The following is a 15,562-nucleotide window of genomic DNA, read 5'->3' on the forward strand; positions in this document are numbered from 1 at the left end:
TGGGCCGGTCGCGCCGCCGTCCGACCCCCGCACGCATAGGAGATTCACAGGTCTTTGCCAGGTCCTCATCAGCACCTGATCTATAACGTTCGGGTTCTTGCAAGCTCCGCTCCTCCGCGGGATCGGCGTGCTTGTGGCGTAAACGAGCAGGAAAGGCGGCACAATGCGTGTGCTGGTTCTCGGCGGTGACGGATATCTGGGCTGGCCGACCGCGTTGCACCTATCGGACAAAGGCCACGAGGTGGCCGTTCTCGACAATTTCGCGCGGCGCGGGTACGACGCCGAACTCGGTGTCGAAAGCTTGGTCCCGATCGAGTCCCTGGCCGATCGCATCGCCACCTGGCGCGAGGTCTCCGGCCGGACGATCACCAGCTACGAAGGTGACCTCCTCGACGCGGAGTTCCTGTTCGGGGCGGTGCGCGACTTCGCGCCGGACGCCGTCGTCCACTACGCCGAGCAGCGGTCGGCGCCCTATTCCATGATCGACCGCGAGCACGCGGTGTACACGCAGCACAACAATGTGGTCGGCACGCTGAACCTGCTCTACGCGATCGCGGAGATCGATCCGGCGATCCACCTGGTCAAACTGGGCACGATGGGCGAATACGGCACGCCGAACATCGACATCGAAGAGGGCTGGCTCGAACTCGAGCACAACGGGCGCACCGACCGCGTGCTGTTCCCGAAACGGCCGGGTTCCTTCTACCACCTGACGAAGGTCCACGATTCGCACAACATCGAATTCACCTGCCGCGCGTGGGGACTGCGCGCCACGGACCTCAACCAGGGCATCGTCTACGGCCAGCAGACGCCGCAGACGGCGCTGGACCCGCGGCTGGCGACCCGGTTCGACTACGACGCGGTGTTCGGCACGGTGCTCAACCGGTTCGTCATCCAGGCGGTGCTGGGCCAGCCGCTGACGGTGTACGGCAAGGGCGCGCAGACCCGCGGCCTGATCGACATCCGCGACACCGTGGAGTGCATCCGCCTGGCCGTCGAGCACCCGGCGGCGCCGGGCGAGTTCCGGGTGTTCAACCAGATGACCGAAAGCATGCCGGTGGCCGGCATCGCCGAGCTGGTGGCCGACCGGTTCCCCGGCCCGGTGCAGATCGAGCAGCTGGAGAACCCGCGCACCGAGGCGCCGGAGCACTACTACAACGTGAAGCACACCGGGCTCGTCGGGCTGGGCCTGGAGCCGCACCTGCTGTCGGACACGCTGATCGAGTCCATGTTCGACATCGTGGGCGCCAACAAGCACCGGGTGAACCCGGAGAAGCTGCGCCCGACCGTGCGCTGGCGGGGCGCGCTGAAGGCCTAGCGCCGTCGGGGGCTCCCGTGGCCGGGAGCCCCCGACGGTTTCAGCCGGGCAGCTTGTCGAGGAAGCCGTGCACCTTCGCGATCCGGCCGTCCTCGAACTCGACGACGTCGAACCCGATGGCGACCGGCTCGGCACCCGGCGTGCCGAGGTACCACTGGAACCGCGCGAGGTCGTGGTGGGCGTCGGGGTCGGCGGGCAGGCTGAAGGTGAGCCCGCCGAACTGCTGCTGCGCCCCGGCGACGAACTGGTCGATCCCGTCGTGCCCGGCGACGGCGCCGAGCGGGTCGGTGTAGCCGGCGTCGGCGGTGAAGACGTCGGCGATCAGGGCCCGCCGCTTGCCGGCATCGGTCTCGTTCCAGACGGCGATGTACTGCTCGACGAGGCCACGGACGTCGGTCATGGTGATTCCTTTCGTTGGGGGACAACGGTTTCGCCGTCGTCCTGCGCTGAGACCGACTTTGGCGGACGCGCGGCGGCGCGTCGATTACGCAGGAGGTAATGCCGGGGCGGCGAAATCCGGTGGTGCCGCGAGGCCCGGCCCGCGACACTCGCCGGGTGGAGGAAGATCCGGACGACGCGTGGCACGCCAAGCCGGGACCGGCGGATCCCGGGCTGGTGCGCGAGGTGGTCGCCGCGGCCCGCGCCGAACGGCCGGCCGCGCCGCTGGAGCGGGTGGCCGTCGCCGCCTACGAAGCCGGCGTCACACCCCTCGGCCTGATGCGGGCCTGCTACGCGGCCCAGGACACGGTCGTCGCCGAGTCGCCGGCGGGCGAGGATGATCCGGCCTGGGAAGCTCTGGCGGACTTGATGGACCGGCTCACCGGCTTCTGCCCGCCCGGCGCGCACATCGAGCCATTACCCCGGAAGTAATGGCAGCACCGCCGTGATCGCCGTAGCGTCGCGAGCGTGACGACCATGGTGCAGGCGCGGCAGCGGCCCGTCGGGGAGCTGCTGCGGGAATGGCGGGACCGGCGCCGGATCAGCCAGCTCGATCTGGCGATCTCGGCGGACATCTCGACCCGCCACCTCAGTTTCGTGGAGACCGGCCGGTCCAAGCCGAGCCGGGACATGGTGCTGCGGCTCGGCGAGCACCTCGACGTCCCGCTGCGGGAGCGCAACCGGCTGCTGCTCGCCGCCGGGTACGCGCCCGCCTACACCGAGACCGCGCTGGGGGACCCCGGGATGGACGCCGTCCGCCGGGCCGTCCGGCAGCTGCTCACAAGCCACGACCCCTATCCCGCCGCCGTCGTCGACCGGAACTGGAACCTGGTCGACGCCAACGCCGGCATCGGGCTCTTCGTCGCCGGTGTCGCGCCCGAGCTGACCACCAACGTGCTGCGCGCGACCCTGCACCACGACGGCATGGCCCCGCACATCCTCAACCTGGGGGAGTGGCGGGCCCACCTGCTCGGCCGGCTGCGGCGGCAGGTGGGCCAGACCGCGGACGCCGGGCTCGCCGAGCTCCTCGACGAGCTGCGCGGGTACCCGTGCGACCAGCAGGTGCCCGAGGTCGAAGTTCCCGGCCCGGGCGACATCTTCGTGCCGCTGAAGTTCCGCCACGAGGGCACCGACCTGACGTTCTTCAGCACCGTCGCCACGTTCGGCACGCCGCTGGACGTCACCGTGGCCGAGCTGGTGATCGAGTCGTTCTTCCCGGCCGACCCGGTGACGGCGGCGTACCTGCGCGAGCGGGGCGCCGCGGTGGGATGATGGGGGTCCGCGCAGCATCCGAAGTGAGGATCACCGGTTGATGGCCGTCCCGCCTTCGCTCGCCCTGTCCGACGGAGTCCGCATCCCCCAGCTGCTGTTCGGCGTCGCGGGCCTGTCCGCGGCCGAAACCGGCCGGGCCGTCCGCATCGCCCTCGACACCGGCTACCGCGGCATCGACACCACGCCCGGGACCGAAGCCGAGGTCGGCGCGGTGCTCGCCGCGGCGGACGTGCGGCGCGAAGAGCTGTTCATCAGCGTGCACGTGCCCGCGCAGGGCTACGACACCGCCCGCCGCGCGGCCGACCAGGCGCTGGCGGCGCTGCAGCTCGAGCAGGCCGACCTGTGCCTGCTCGACGGCACCCAGGGCGCCTTCAGCGACACTTGGCGCGCGCTGAGCCGGTTGCGCGCCGACGGGCGGATCCGAGCGGTCGGTGTGGCCGGGTTCGGCGTCTCCGAGCTGCGCCGGCTGATCGACGCGACCGGCGCGGTGCCCGCGGTCAACCAGGTCGAGCTGCACCCGTGGCTGCAGCAGCTCCCGCTGCGCGAGTTCCACACCGCGCACGGCATCGTGACGGTGGCGTCCAGCCCGGCGGCGAACACGGCGTTGCTGTCCGACGAGACGGTGACCGCGCTGGCGGCGAAGTACGGCAAGGCACCGGCGCAGATCGTGCTCCGCTGGCACCTGCAGAACGACACGGTCGCCGTGGCGGCCTCGGCCACGACGACCCGCATCCGCGAGAACTTCGGCATCTTCGACTTCGAGCTGGCCGACGACGACGTCGCCGTGGTGGCCGAGCTCGACAACGGGACCCGCGTGTAGGCCGGTCCGGGCGACACCGATGCCGTCCAGCAGCGGCACCAGCTGCGGGTTGTCACCGGTTCGGCCCGGCGTGAGCAGGAACCGCATCGGCAGACCACGCCCGTCCACTGCGAGGTGGATCTTTGTGCTCAGCCCGCCGCGGGACCGGCCGAGTCCTTCCCCGTCGACGGCGAGGACCTCGACTCGGTCGCTGCATCCCTTTTCCGGGCGACCAACCACGTCGGCAATCCCACCGGACCGCAGCTGGATCACTTACAGGACAGCTCCTAGGCGGACTTGATCCCGGCGGCGACGAAGTCGGCCTGCTGCGCGGGCTGCTCCAGGTACTCGCGGAACGTCTGGGCGGCGCGCAGCGCGGTGTCGTCGATGCCGGAGCCGGCGAGCCCGATGAACGGGTAGTCCGCCGAGCGCGCGTTCGCCACCGACTGGGCCGGCGAGCCGATCATCTCCGGCTTCTTGGTGGTCAGCTCGCTCACCCAGTACGACGACTCGGGCAGCCAGGCGGCCGGGAGGCCGCCGATGGAGTCGAGGTTGGACCGGCCGACCAGCGCGTCGAGCACCTGCGCGGACGGCTTGGCTTCGATCTTGATGTGCACGCACTGGCCGTGGACGACGGTGGCGGCCTGGTTCCACCGGTCGGCGGCCGCGGTGATCGGCTTCTGCACACTCGGGGTGACGACGATCCGCATCTGCGCGGTCCCGCCGTCACAGCTGGCGGCCTGGGCTTCGGCGCGGCTGTTGAGCTCGTTGTCGGCCCAGTTCCAGCCGACGATGCCGAGCCCGATCAGCGCGGCCAGCACCATGCAGGCGATCGGCCAGGTGGCGATCCGCCGTCGCGGGGCCTTCTTGCCGACGATCCGGTGCGACCCGGTGGCGTCGCCCTTGCCGAGAACGCGGTGCGAACCGGTCCCTTCGCTGCGCCCGGCCCGGTTCGGCCCGGTGCTGTCCCCACGGCCGGCGCGCTGCGGGCCGGTGCTGTCGCTGCGCTCGGGGGTCCGCAGGGCAACGGTGTCGCCGGCGGCGTCGCCGGGAGTGTCGTCGTCGCGGTCGAGGGTGCGGGCGCCGGGGACGTCGTCCTGCCGCGTGATGACCTCGGTCCGCTCGGCGGGGGACTCGGGCGGCCGGGCGGTCCGCTTGCCGCGCCGTCCGGAGCGCGCGGGGGCCTCGGGGCCGATGGCGGGGTAGGCGGTGGTGACCTCGGCACTGGTGACGGCGGAGGGGCCGCGGTGGCCCGCGCGGGTGGCGGTGTCGGCCCCCGCGGTGGCGTAGGCGGTGCCGGGCACCTCGGTGCGGGCGCCGGTGGTTTCGGCGCGGCCGGGCACGTCGGTGCGGGTCGCGACGGGGTAGGAACCGGAAGCTTCACCGCGGCGGCCGGTGCGGGTGGCGGGGTCGGCGCTCGCGTAAGCACCGGAGGCTTCACCCCGACGGGTGATGCCGGGCACCTCGGTACGCCCGGCCACGGGGTACGAGCCGGAAGCTTCACCACGGCGTCCGCCGCGGGCCGGTTCGCCGTGGCCCGGGACCGGGTGGACCCCTGAAGCCTCACCTCGGCGAGGAGCGCGTGTCGCGGTGGGCTCGGCCGGTACCGGGTACGCGCCGGACGTCTCGCCACGACGGGGGGCGCGGGCCGGCTGGCCCGGTCCCGCCACCGGGTACGACCCGGATGCCTCACCCCGCCGGCCGGCCGGCCGGGGGCCGCCGTGCTCGGGCGGGAACCCCGGTGCCTCGGCCCCTTCCGTGAAGAAGGCCGAACCGGACGAGTCGCGGGCCGCGCGGCCGGCGATCCCGAAGGCGTCGGAGATGGAGCTGCGCCCCGGGGTGCGGAAGGCACCGGATGCCTCGCTGCGGCCCTCGGCGGGCACGCGTGGCGTGCGGTCCTGAGGGTGCGGCACCGGCTCCTCGTCCCGGTAGTGTCGCCCCATCCGTCATCCTTTCGGGGTGAGCGCATGTCAAGCACGCGCTGCTATGCAATCAAACCGTTATCACCCTAACAGGTGAGTATCGGTGAGAGAATAATCTGACTCACAGTGGGCCGTGATCAGGGTCTGCTGCCCTGACCAGGCGATGGCAATGCGCAATCAGGCGATAACGCAGCGGCGCCGCCCGGCGGGCGAACTCCGCTTGGGCCCTGGCGTATTCGGCCCGGCCCGCCGCCGTCTCGATCCGCACCGGCGAGTAGCCCAGCGCGGCCAGGTCGTACGGGCTCGCCCGCATGTCCAGGGTCCGGATCTCGACCGCCAGCTCGAAGCAGTCCGCCACCAGCTCCGCCGGCACGAACGGGTCGAGCTTGTACGCCCATTTGAACAGATCCATGTTCGCGTGCAGGCACCCCGGCTGCTCGAGTGCGATCTGCGTCTCGCGGGACGGCGTCAGCTCGTTGCGCGGCCGCGCGGAGTCCGTGAAGAACCGGAACGCGTCGAAGTGCCCGCACCGGATGTCGAGGGACTCGACGACCGCGTCGGTGCCCGCGGAGCCGAGCCGCAGCGGCACCTGGTTGTGCCGCACCGAATCCGCCGGCTCGCGGTAGACCATCGCCCACTCGTGCAGCCCGAAGCAGCTCAGCCGGGGCGCGCGGGACGCCGTCGCGGTCAGCAGGCCGAGGACGAACTCGGCCGTCCGCACCTTGCCTTCGCCGAAGCCCGCTGGGTCGAGCAGGACGCCGTCGGGCGTCGAGACGTACCCCTTGCGGTCGAGGAAGCGCCGCGCCGCGGGCCCGGCGAGCGCGACGCCGGGCCCGGGCTGCCACCGTTCGAGGTGCGAGGGCCGGTACGAGTAGTAGGTGAACAGGAAGTCCAGCACCGGGTGCTTCTCGCCGCGCGCCCGCCGCTCCTGGTGCGGCTGGGTCCACCGGCGCATCCGCGCGACGTGCGCCGCCTCCCGGGCCAGCCAGTCCGGCTCGGGGAGCACCTCGACGCCGGTCACGCGCCCACGTGGGTGCCGTCGCGCACCGTTCCCACGTACTCCTCGACGAGGTCTTCGAGCGCGACGACGCCGACGGCGTTCCCGCTCGCGTCGAGCGCCCGCGCGAGGTGGCTGCGCTCCTTGCGCATCGCCGAAAGCGCGACGTCGAGCCGGGCGTCGGCGCGCAGTTCGGTGAGCGCGCGCGTCTTCGAGGCGGGCACCGTCGTCCCCGGGTCCTGCCCGGCGAGGTCGAGGATGTCCTTGACGTGGATGTAGCCGGTGAGGCGCCCGTCGTCGGTGCACACCGGGAACCGCGAGAACCCGGTGGAGGAGACGGCCTTCTCGACCTCGCCGACGGTCGGCCCGCAGGGGAGCGTGGTCAGCTCGGCGGTGGGCACCAGCACGTCCGCGACCGTCTTCTGCACCGACGACAGCGTCTGGGCGAGCCGCTGGTGCTCGGACTGGTCGAGCAGGCCCTCGCGGCGTGACTCGCTGAGCAGCTCGGCCAGCTCGTCGGAGGTGTAGGCCGTCTCCAGCTCGTCCTTCGGCTCGACGCGGACCGCGCGCAGCAGCGAGTTGGCCACGAAGTTCAGCAGCCAGATGAACGGCCGGGCCAGCTTGACCCAGCCCACGTGCGCCGGCACCAGCCACAGCGCGAGCCGCTCGGGCTCGGCGATGGCGAGGTTCTTCGGCACCATCTCGCCGATCAGCACGTGCGCCACGGTGATGAACGCCAGCGCGATGGCGAACGAAATGGGGTGCAGCAGCGCTTCGGGCAGGCCCAGCAGGTCGAAGGCCGCCGACAGCCGGTGCGCGATGGCGGGCTCGCCGAGCCGGCCGAGCAGCAGCGAGCAGATGGTGATGCCCAGCTGCGCGCCGGCCAGCATCAGCGACACGTGCTTGCTCGCGTTGATGACGATCTGCGCGCGTGTCTTGCCCTGTTCCAGAAGCGCCTCGAGCCTGTCCCGCCGCGAGGAGATCAGGGTGAACTCCGCGCCGACGAAGAAGGCGTTGGCCAGCAGCAGGACCACGACGAGGGCGATGTTCAGCCAGTCGCTCACGAGGCCACCTCCGGTTCCGGAGCCGCTTCCGCGGCCGCTTCCGGGGCTGTGCGGACCGGGGCGACTTCGACCTCGGCGATCCGGCGCTTGTCCATCGTGGTCACGGTGAGCAGCCAGCCGTCGACCTCGGTGGCGTCGCCCTCGGCGGGGATCTTGCCCAGGCGCTCGAGGATCAGCCCGGCGATGGTTTCGTAGTCGCCGTCGGGCATCCGGAACCCGGTGACGCCGGTGACCTCGTCGGCGCGCAGCTGCCCGGACACCAGCCAGCTGTCCGCGCCGACCTGCTGGGACGCCGGCGCCTCGCGCTCGTCGTGTTCGTCGCGGACGTCGCCGATGATCTCCTCGACGACGTCCTCCAGGGTCACCAGCCCGGCCGTGCCGCCGTACTCGTCGACGACGATGGCCAGCTGGAAGCGGGAATCGCGCAGGCGCAGCAGCAGGTCGTCACCGGGCAGCGACTCGGGCACGGTCGGCACCGGCCGCATGACCGAGCCGATCGGCACGGCGGCCCGGTCGGCGGCGGGCACGGCGAACGCCTGCTTGACGTGCACGGCGCCGCGGACGTCGTCGAGGTCCTCGGCGTGCACCGGGAACCGCGAGAACCCGGTGCGGAGGGAGAGTTCGATGAGGTCTTCGACGGTGTCGTCGACGGCGAGGGATTCCAGCTGCACGCGCGGGGTCATCAGCTCCTCCGCGGTGCGCTCGCCGAACCGCAGCGAGCGGTCGAGCAGCTCGGCGGTGGAGGTGTCGAGCGTGCCGCTCTCGGCGCTGGACCGCACGATCGAGCCGAGTTCCTGCGGCGAGCGCGCGGATCGCAGCTCTTCCTGCGGTTCGACGCCGAACTTGCGTACGAGGAAGTTCGCGCTGTTGTTCATCAGCGTGATGAGCCAGCGGAACAGCGCGGAGAACCGCGAGTGGTAGCCGGCGACCGCGCGGGCGGTCGGCAGCGGCCGGGCGATCGCGAGGTTCTTCGGCACCATCTCGCCGAGGATCATCGACAGCGACGTGGCGATGATCAGGGCGAGCACGATGGACGCGCCCGCGGCGAACCCGGCCGGCAGCCCGACGGCGGTGAGCAGCGGCCGGACGAGCTCGCCGATCAGCGGCTCGGCCAGGTACCCGGTGATCAGCGTGGTGAGGGTGATCGCGACCTGGGCGCCGGAGAGCTGGAAGGACAGCGTCCGGTGCGCCTTCTGGACGGTCACCGCGCGGCGGTCGCCGACCTGGCGGACGTTGGCGTCGACGGTGCTGCGTTCCAGCGCGGTCAGCGAGAACTCCGCGGCGACGGCGAGGCCGGTGCCGACCGTCAGCAGCACGAAGAGGAGGACCCCGAGCACGGCGAAGAGGATCTGGATCATTCCGCACCCGCCCGGGAGGCGGGGGGCGAACCTATCGGACAGCCGGGTCGGTCACCCGGCCCGGTACTGTCACCGGGTGACTGCGCTGCGCGCACGAAACGGTCACTCCTAGCAAGAAATCGGCGTGTACTGCGGATATGGGGACAATCTTAACGTGTCTCCGGTGTCCGCCGCTGACGTCCGGGGTGTGTCGGAGCGCTCACCCGGCGCCGGGCCGGTGCCGGCGCACCGTTTCTTCGACGAGGTCGAGCACGGGCCCCAGGCCGGCGGCGGGCAGTCCCATGGCCAGGTGCGAGACGAGCCCTTCGAGGACGAGCTCGAGGAAGGCGGTGAGGACGTCGACATCGACGTCGTCACGCAGGTTCCCGGCCTCCCGCTGGCGCAGCAGGCGCAGCCGCGTGGCAGTGGTCAGCTGCTCGGACCGTTCGGCCCAGCGGGCCCGGAACTCGGGATCGGTGCGCAGCCGCCTGCTCACCTCCAGGCGCGTCCCGAGCCAGTCGGCGGGATGGTCGCCCCCGGCGAGCAGGTCGCGCATGACCTGCACGAGACCCTGTTCGGCGACGACGTCGGCCATCCGCAGGGCATCGTCCTCGGCGAGGGCGAGGAAAAGCGATTCCTTGTCGCGGAAGTGGTGGAAGATGGCCCCCCGCGAGAGACCGGTGGCTTCCTCCAGGCGCCGGACTGTGGCACCTTCATAGCCGTAGCGCGCGAAGCAGACGCGCGAGCCGTCGAGGATCTGGCGCCGGCGTGCGTCGAGGTGATCCTGGCTTACGCGTGGCATCCTGAAATCCTGGCACCGAGGACCGGCATCTCGCAATCCGTACGTACGTACTGTGACCCGGAGTGCGCGGGAACCGGCCGCCCGTCCCCACCGTCCGAACGTTGCGGCGTTTCGCTGACACGAAGTGAGACGGTTGGCTAAGGTTTGCCCCATCACGGTGGGTGAACTGAGGGGAAGGTGCGGCGTGATCATCGGTGAGGCCGGAGCGGCGGCACAGGCGCTGTGGGGCGACGTCTTCGACACCCCGGGCCGCGTCTACGGCGGCGGCAAGGGCGGCCAGTTCAAGATGGACCCCGAAGAGCTCGCCGCGGTGATCGGCCAGTGGGAAGACCTGGTCGACAAGATCGTCGACGACGGGCAGAAGATCCGCGAGCTGGCGGCATTGAGCACCGTGGCGCCGGGCAAGGACCCGGCCAGTGGGAATTTCGCCTCGACCAGCTCCGATTCGATCATCGCCCTGCTCACCCAGAACGACTCCATGCGCAAGTACGCGCAGGACTACATCAAGAAACTGAAAGAAGCGCAGTCGAAGACCCAGGTCACCGACCAGGACCTGTCCGACACCTTCAAGGCATAGGTGAGCCGAACTTGTTCCGAAGCAAACTGGGTGTCCTGGCGATTCTCGTGACCGTGTCCGCGGGGCTCGCGGCCGCGTGCACCACGACGACCGGAGGCACGGCGTCCCCGTCGGCGGCGGGATCGTCGTCGGCGACCGGCGAGCCGTCGGCGGATCCGGAAGTCCCGAAGGTTTCCGTCCCGCTCGACGCGAGCAAGTACGTCGCCGACACGTGCGCGATGGTGCCGAAGGACGTGCTGGCGTCGCTGGGGATGCCCGAGACGGGCACCTTCCAGCCGAAGGGCGACACGCTGTTCACCAAGGCGGGGCCGAACTGCTCCTGGAAGATCCGCGGCCAGGGCACCGGGGTGCTGGTGTCACTGGGCACCGGGAGCCGTGACGAGGGGGCGGGTGGCCTGGCGGGGATCTACCGTGGCTACGCCGACAAGATCTACATCAGGTTCCTGGAGCGCGCTCCGGACGTCGAGGGATACCCGGCGGTCTATTGGGGGCCGCTGGACGAGCGGCCGATGGGGTCCTGCGGCATCGGCGTCGGCATCGCCGATGATCTCACTTTCGACGTGTACGCCCAGGGCTACCAGGGGGCGGACGACTCCTGCGCGGCGGCCACCCAGGTGGCGACCAGCGTGATCAAGACACTCAAGGGGGCATGACGAGTGGACGGCAAGCAGATCTACGACAACTTCAGACAGGGCGACACCTCCGGGCTGCAGCAGATGGCGCAGACCGTGCAGGAGCTGTCCGACGCTTACCTGGAGCGGGGCGCGAGCATCAAGGCGCTCCAGTCACGAATGGTGGAGTCGTGGAGCGGTGACGCCGCGGACGCCGCGAACGCGGGCGCGGGACCGATGGAACGCGCTTTCCACGACAGTTCGGCGCCGCTCGACGTGACCTCCGCGTCCGTCAAGACGCAGGCTGCCGTCTTCGAAGACTCCAGCAACACCGTCGTCGAGGTGCCGCCGAAGCCGGACAAGCCCAACCCGTGGACCACCGGCCTCAAGGCCGCCATCCCCATCGCCGGGCCGTTCATGGCCAAGGACGACATCGACAACTACCAAGAGGGCATGGCGCGGTACAACGCCGCGAACGAAACCAACGTCCGCGTGATGGACCAGTACAGCAACGCCACCAACAGCACCAGGGCCGCGCTGCCCACCGACTACGGCGTGCTCGAGTCCGACGGCGCCACCATCTCCGTGAACACCCCGGACGGCCCCGGCCGGATCGACGAACCCACCGACCGCGGCAAGTGGCTGCCCGGGAACCCCGGCGGCGGCTCCGGCGATGACGGCCGCACGTCGACCACCGGCTTCGATCCCGGGCAGACCGGCGGCGGGGACAAGCCCGGCGGGACCGGCGGCACGGGAGGCACAGGCGGCACCGGTGGCACCGGCGGCACCGGTGGCACCGGAGGCACCGGAGGAACAGGCGGCACCGGGAGCACCGGCGACGACACCCACACCACCGGCTCCGGCCGCCCGACCGTGCCCACCATCCCGACCCGGCCCGGCCAGACCACCGACCAGCCGGGCAAGACGCCACCGAACACCGGGGGCATCGACTTCTACCCCACCAACACCGGCGGTGGGCAGAACTACGGCCAGAACACCTTCAACCCCAACGACCCGAACTCCGCCACCGGCGGTCGCGGCCCCAACAGCGGCAACGCCGGCGGCCGGCTGCTCGACCCCACCGGCCGAGGCGGCACCGGCACCGGGACCGGGGCGGGCACCGGCGGGGGAGCGGGTGCCGGTGAGCGCGGCCTCGGCGGTGGCCGGGGCTCCGGCATGGGCAGCCTCGGCAACGCCGCCGCCGCGGAGGCGGCCGCCGCGCGTTCGGCCGCTGCCGGGCGGAACGGGCCCATGGGGCCCATGGGCGCCGGCGGGCGGCGCGGCGAAGGCGATGAAGACGAGGAACACCAGCGCCCGGACTTCCTGATCGAGGCGGATCCGGATGCGATCTTCGGCACCGACCAGCGGACCAGTCCGCCGGTCATCGGCGAATAACACGAGTAGGCAGGTGGACGTGGCAACAGGCCGGGTGGATGTTCCGGTCGAGGCGCTGGCCGCGCTGGCCGACCGGGAACAGGTCGGCCAGTTGCACCCCACCCTGCGTCCCGAACCGCTGTGGCTGTCGGACGCGGAGCGCGACGAAGCCGACAAGCGGATCGACGCCGCGCTCGCCGAAGCCGGGCTGGTCGACGTCCGCGGGCGGGTCGCCGTCGACTTCCTCGACTGGCTTCCGCTGCTGGTCAGCCCCGCGCGGGAGTGCTACGGCTGGGTCGGCGCCGACGGCCGGACCTACGGCGTGCTCGCCGCCGCGAAGGGGCTGCAGGCGGTTCTGGCCGTTTCCGACGGGACTCACGTCGGTGTGCAGGAAATCGACCGGAACCGGCTCGCGGAGTCGCTCGTCGAGCAGCTGCCGCCGGTCGGGCCGGGCGGGGGACACCCCCGCACCGTGCGGGTGGCGGACCTGACCGAGGCGGCCCGCCGCGGGACGGCCGCCTACCCGCTGGACCCGGCCGTCGCCGACGTCGTCAGCCTGGTGCAGCGGCCGGTGTCGGGCAGCGGGGAGCTCTACGTCGGCCGCCGTGACGAGGTCGGCCGGCACACCTGCCTGCAGCAGCCGCTCCACTACGCCGACACCGACTGGGGCCGCTACCTCAGCTACACCTCCGGCACGGGCGACGACGCCGTCATCCACATCGGCCCGGCCGGCCCGCGCGAGCTGGCCGACACGCTGGCCGAGCTGGCCGGCACCCTGGGCTGACCCGAAAAGACCGTGCGCGGCGCGCCCGGCGGGACTAATGTGACAGCGCTGTTGCATTCCGGCCGGAAGGACGCCCGATGCTGTACCCCGCGATCGAACCGTACGAACACGGCATGCTCGACGTCGGCGACGGGCACGAAATCTACTGGGAGACCTGCGGGAACCCGGCGGGCAAGCCCGCGCTCGTCGTGCACGGCGGCCCCGGTTCCGGCTGCTCGGCGAACGTCCGCCGCTTCTTCGACCCGGCGCGCTACCGGATCGTCCTGGCCGACCAGCGCGGCTGCGGCCGCAGCACGCCGCACGCCGGTGCCCCGGTCGCCAACCTGTCCGCCAACACCACCGGCCACCTGGTCGCGGACTTCGAACGGCTGCGCACCCACCTCGGCATCGAAAAGTGGCTGCTGTTCGGCGGTTCCTGGGGCTCGGTGCTGAGCCTGACCTACGCGCTGCGCCACACCGAACGCGTCAGCGAGATCGTCCTGATGGGCTTGGCGACGGACCGGTACATCGAGATCGAGATGCTCATCCGCGGTCTCGGCGCGTACTTCCCCGACGGATTCGCGAAGTTCCGCGCCGGCGTGCCGGAGGCCGAACGCGACGGCGACCTGTCCGCGGCCTACCACCGCCTCCTGATGGACCCGGACCCCGCCGTCCACCAGAAGGCCGCCGACGGCTGGTGCGCGTGGGAGGACGCGATGCTGCCGGGTGTGCCGCCGTCGGACGTCTTCGCGGACCCGGTTTACCGGCTCTGCTTCGCCCGGCTCGTCACGCACTACTTCAGCAACCGCGCGTTCCTCGAGGACGGCGAAATCCTGCGCGAGGCCGGCAAGCTCGCCGGCATCCCCGCGGTGCTGGCGCAGGGCGTGCTCGACACGAGCAACCTCGTCGGCACGCCCTGGCTGCTGCACCACGCCTGGCCGGGCAGCGAACTGGTGCTGCTGGACGACGTCGGGCACACCGTGTCGGCCGCGTCGATGCAGGAGGTCCTGATCGGCGCGACCGACCGGTTCGCGCTCAGGGGATGAGCAGGCCCGGCTCGCCTTCCGGCGTCAGCGCGGCTTCGGCGCGCCGGCCGCGGTTGGCCTCGGCCAGCCGCAGTCCGGTGAGGCGCAGGGGAAGCCGGTCCATGTTCCATTCCGCCAGCAGCAGTGCCACCTTCGCCTGCATTTCCGTGCGCAGCCGCAGGAACGAGTCGGCCGGGTCCGCGCCGACCTCGCCGAGCAGCAGCCACCACGCCCAGGCCGCCGCACCCGCGTTCGCGACGAAGTCGGGCACGACCGCGACGCCGCGGGCCGACAGCGCCGCCTCCGCTTCCGGCGTCGTCGCCGCGTTCGCCGCTTCGACGACCACCTTCGCCTTGACCACGCTCTCGTTGTCCGGACGCAGCGCGTAGGAGATCGCGGCCGGTACGAAGATGTCCGCGTCGATGCCGACGACCGTCTCGCGCGGCAGGGACCGGACCCCGGCGGGCAGCCGGGACCGGTCGACCTCGCCGAAGCGGTCACGCAGGTCCAGCAGCGCCGGGACGTCGAGGCCGGCGGGGTCGTGGAGTGTGCCCGCGGCGTCGGCCACCGCGACCACCTTCATCCCCGCTTCGTGCAGGTACCAGGCCGCGGCGCCGCCCATCGTGCCGATGCCCTGGATGGCCACGGTCGTCCCGCGCACGTCCCAGTCCCACGCCGCCGCGACGCCGAGGCAGGCCTGGGCCACGCCGTAGCCGCCGACGACGTCGCCGAGCAGCAGCCCGCCGGGCACCGGGGCGGTGAGCCCGGCCTGCACGCGGCGCAGGGTGCGCGCCGGGTCGGCCGAACGGCGGATCGCGGCGTGGTACGACTGCTCCAGCCCCAGCTCGGCGAACACCGAGTCGATCAGGTGCTGCGGCACGCCGAGGTCCTCGGCGGTCACCCAGTGGGCGTCCAGCCACGGCCGCAGGAACGCGCAGAAGCGCTTGAGGACGTCGAACGCGCGCGGGTCTTTCGGGTCGAAGTCGATGCCCCCTTTGGCCCCGCCGACCGGCAGGTTGAACGTCGCGGTCTTGTTGGCCATGCCCCGGGCCAGGTCCTCGACCTCGGACATCGTGCAGCCGGCCCGCATCCGGGTGCCGCCGGTGGCGACACCGGAGACCAGGCTGTGCACGACCAGGTAGCCGTTCGCGCCGGTGACGGGATCGGTCCACGTGAGCCGCATCAGCGGCGGGGCGGGGGTCATCGGGCCACTCACCTCCAGGGAGAGTCCGGGGCGATCTCGTGACCGCCCTCACGAGCGTG

General features: G+C 71.7%; 16 protein-coding genes and 1 pseudogene. 9 read left to right on the forward strand and 8 right to left on the reverse strand.

What is annotated here, in order from left to right; translation table 11 throughout:
- The first annotated feature begins 163 nt into the window (after positions 1-163).
- On the forward strand, positions 164-1,318 hold the full coding sequence (locus AB0M93_RS05020; protein WP_364268503.1) for an NAD-dependent epimerase/dehydratase family protein: 1,155 nt from the start codon (positions 164-166) through the stop codon (positions 1,316-1,318).
- Positions 1,319-1,358: 40 nt separating this feature from the next.
- Here AB0M93_RS05020 and AB0M93_RS05025 read toward each other — a convergent pair whose 3' ends face one another.
- A complete protein-coding gene (locus AB0M93_RS05025) occupies positions 1,359-1,718 on the reverse strand; it encodes a nuclear transport factor 2 family protein (protein WP_364268505.1) in 360 nt (119 codons plus the stop codon).
- A 155-nt stretch (positions 1,719-1,873) separates the two neighbouring features.
- Here AB0M93_RS05025 and AB0M93_RS05030 point away from each other — a divergent pair, with 155 nt between their 5' ends.
- Genes AB0M93_RS05030 through AB0M93_RS05040 form a run of 3 tightly spaced genes read left to right on the forward strand, consistent with a single transcriptional unit; the run spans position 1,874 to position 3,848 of the window.
- Positions 1,874-2,188, forward strand: a complete 315-nt coding sequence (locus AB0M93_RS05030; protein WP_364268507.1) for a hypothetical protein — start codon at positions 1,874-1,876, stop codon at positions 2,186-2,188.
- Between the two features lie 45 nt (positions 2,189-2,233).
- Positions 2,234-3,028: a helix-turn-helix transcriptional regulator gene (locus AB0M93_RS05035; RefSeq protein WP_364268921.1), complete on the forward strand. Its 795-nt coding sequence runs from the start codon at positions 2,234-2,236 to the stop codon at positions 3,026-3,028.
- 40 nt (positions 3,029-3,068) lie between these two features.
- Positions 3,069-3,848 carry an aldo/keto reductase gene (locus tag AB0M93_RS05040; protein WP_364268509.1) on the forward strand — a complete coding sequence of 260 codons (780 nt, stop codon included), beginning with the start codon at positions 3,069-3,071 and terminating at the stop codon, positions 3,846-3,848.
- A gap of 6 nt (positions 3,849-3,854) precedes the next feature.
- Here the strand turns inward: AB0M93_RS05040 and AB0M93_RS05045 are convergent.
- The 6 genes and pseudogenes from AB0M93_RS05045 to AB0M93_RS05070 all read right to left on the reverse strand — a co-directional run.
- A pseudogene (locus AB0M93_RS05045) lies at positions 3,855-4,007 on the reverse strand (transposase); the annotation flags it as partial.
- 107 nt (positions 4,008-4,114) lie between these two features.
- Positions 4,115-5,770, reverse strand: a complete 1,656-nt coding sequence (locus tag AB0M93_RS05050) for a hypothetical protein (RefSeq protein ID WP_364268511.1) — start codon at positions 5,768-5,770, stop codon at positions 4,115-4,117.
- Between the two features lie 100 nt (positions 5,771-5,870).
- Positions 5,871-6,770, reverse strand: a complete 900-nt coding sequence (locus tag AB0M93_RS05055) for a 3-methyladenine DNA glycosylase (protein WP_364268513.1) — start codon at positions 6,768-6,770, stop codon at positions 5,871-5,873.
- Entirely contained in the window at positions 6,767-7,810 is a 1,044-nt protein-coding gene (locus tag AB0M93_RS05060) for a hemolysin family protein (protein ID WP_364268515.1), read from the reverse strand. Before AB0M93_RS05060 ends, AB0M93_RS05055 begins: the two co-directional genes overlap by 4 nt.
- Positions 7,807-9,168: a hemolysin family protein gene (locus tag AB0M93_RS05065; protein ID WP_364268517.1), complete on the reverse strand. Its 1,362-nt coding sequence runs from the start codon at positions 9,166-9,168 to the stop codon at positions 7,807-7,809. Before AB0M93_RS05065 ends, AB0M93_RS05060 begins: the two co-directional genes overlap by 4 nt.
- Positions 9,169-9,367: 199 nt before the next feature.
- Entirely contained in the window at positions 9,368-9,949 is a 582-nt protein-coding gene (locus AB0M93_RS05070) for a TetR/AcrR family transcriptional regulator (RefSeq protein WP_004562600.1), read from the reverse strand.
- Positions 9,950-10,133: 184 nt separating this feature from the next.
- Here AB0M93_RS05070 and AB0M93_RS05075 point away from each other — a divergent pair, with 184 nt between their 5' ends.
- The 5 genes from AB0M93_RS05075 (at position 10,134) to pip (ending at position 14,320) form a co-directional block, all read left to right on the forward strand.
- Complete coding sequence (locus AB0M93_RS05075) at positions 10,134-10,526, forward strand: hypothetical protein (protein ID WP_364268519.1); 393 nt, start codon at positions 10,134-10,136, stop codon at positions 10,524-10,526.
- An 11-nt stretch (positions 10,527-10,537) separates the two neighbouring features.
- On the forward strand, positions 10,538-11,179 hold the full coding sequence (locus AB0M93_RS05080) for a DUF3558 domain-containing protein (RefSeq protein WP_364268521.1): 642 nt from the start codon (positions 10,538-10,540) through the stop codon (positions 11,177-11,179).
- Between the two features lie 3 nt (positions 11,180-11,182).
- Positions 11,183-12,532 carry a hypothetical protein gene (locus AB0M93_RS05085; RefSeq protein WP_364268523.1) on the forward strand — a complete coding sequence of 450 codons (1,350 nt, stop codon included), beginning with the start codon at positions 11,183-11,185 and terminating at the stop codon, positions 12,530-12,532.
- A 34-nt stretch (positions 12,533-12,566) separates the two neighbouring features.
- On the forward strand, positions 12,567-13,295 hold the full coding sequence (locus AB0M93_RS05090) for an ESX secretion-associated protein EspG (RefSeq protein ID WP_364268923.1): 729 nt from the start codon (positions 12,567-12,569) through the stop codon (positions 13,293-13,295).
- A 77-nt stretch (positions 13,296-13,372) separates the two neighbouring features.
- A complete protein-coding gene (pip, locus tag AB0M93_RS05095) occupies positions 13,373-14,320 on the forward strand; it encodes a prolyl aminopeptidase (RefSeq protein ID WP_364268525.1) in 948 nt (315 codons plus the stop codon).
- Here pip and AB0M93_RS05100 read toward each other — a convergent pair.
- Complete coding sequence (locus tag AB0M93_RS05100; RefSeq protein WP_364268527.1) at positions 14,310-15,503, reverse strand: Glu/Leu/Phe/Val dehydrogenase dimerization domain-containing protein; 1,194 nt, start codon at positions 15,501-15,503, stop codon at positions 14,310-14,312. The two genes, pip and AB0M93_RS05100, sit on opposite strands and share 11 nt — an antisense overlap.
- Positions 15,504-15,562 lie beyond the last annotated feature (59 nt).

It is taken from the genome of Amycolatopsis sp. NPDC051102, assembly GCF_040682815.1.
GTDB lineage: Bacteria > Actinomycetota > Actinomycetes > Mycobacteriales > Pseudonocardiaceae > Amycolatopsis.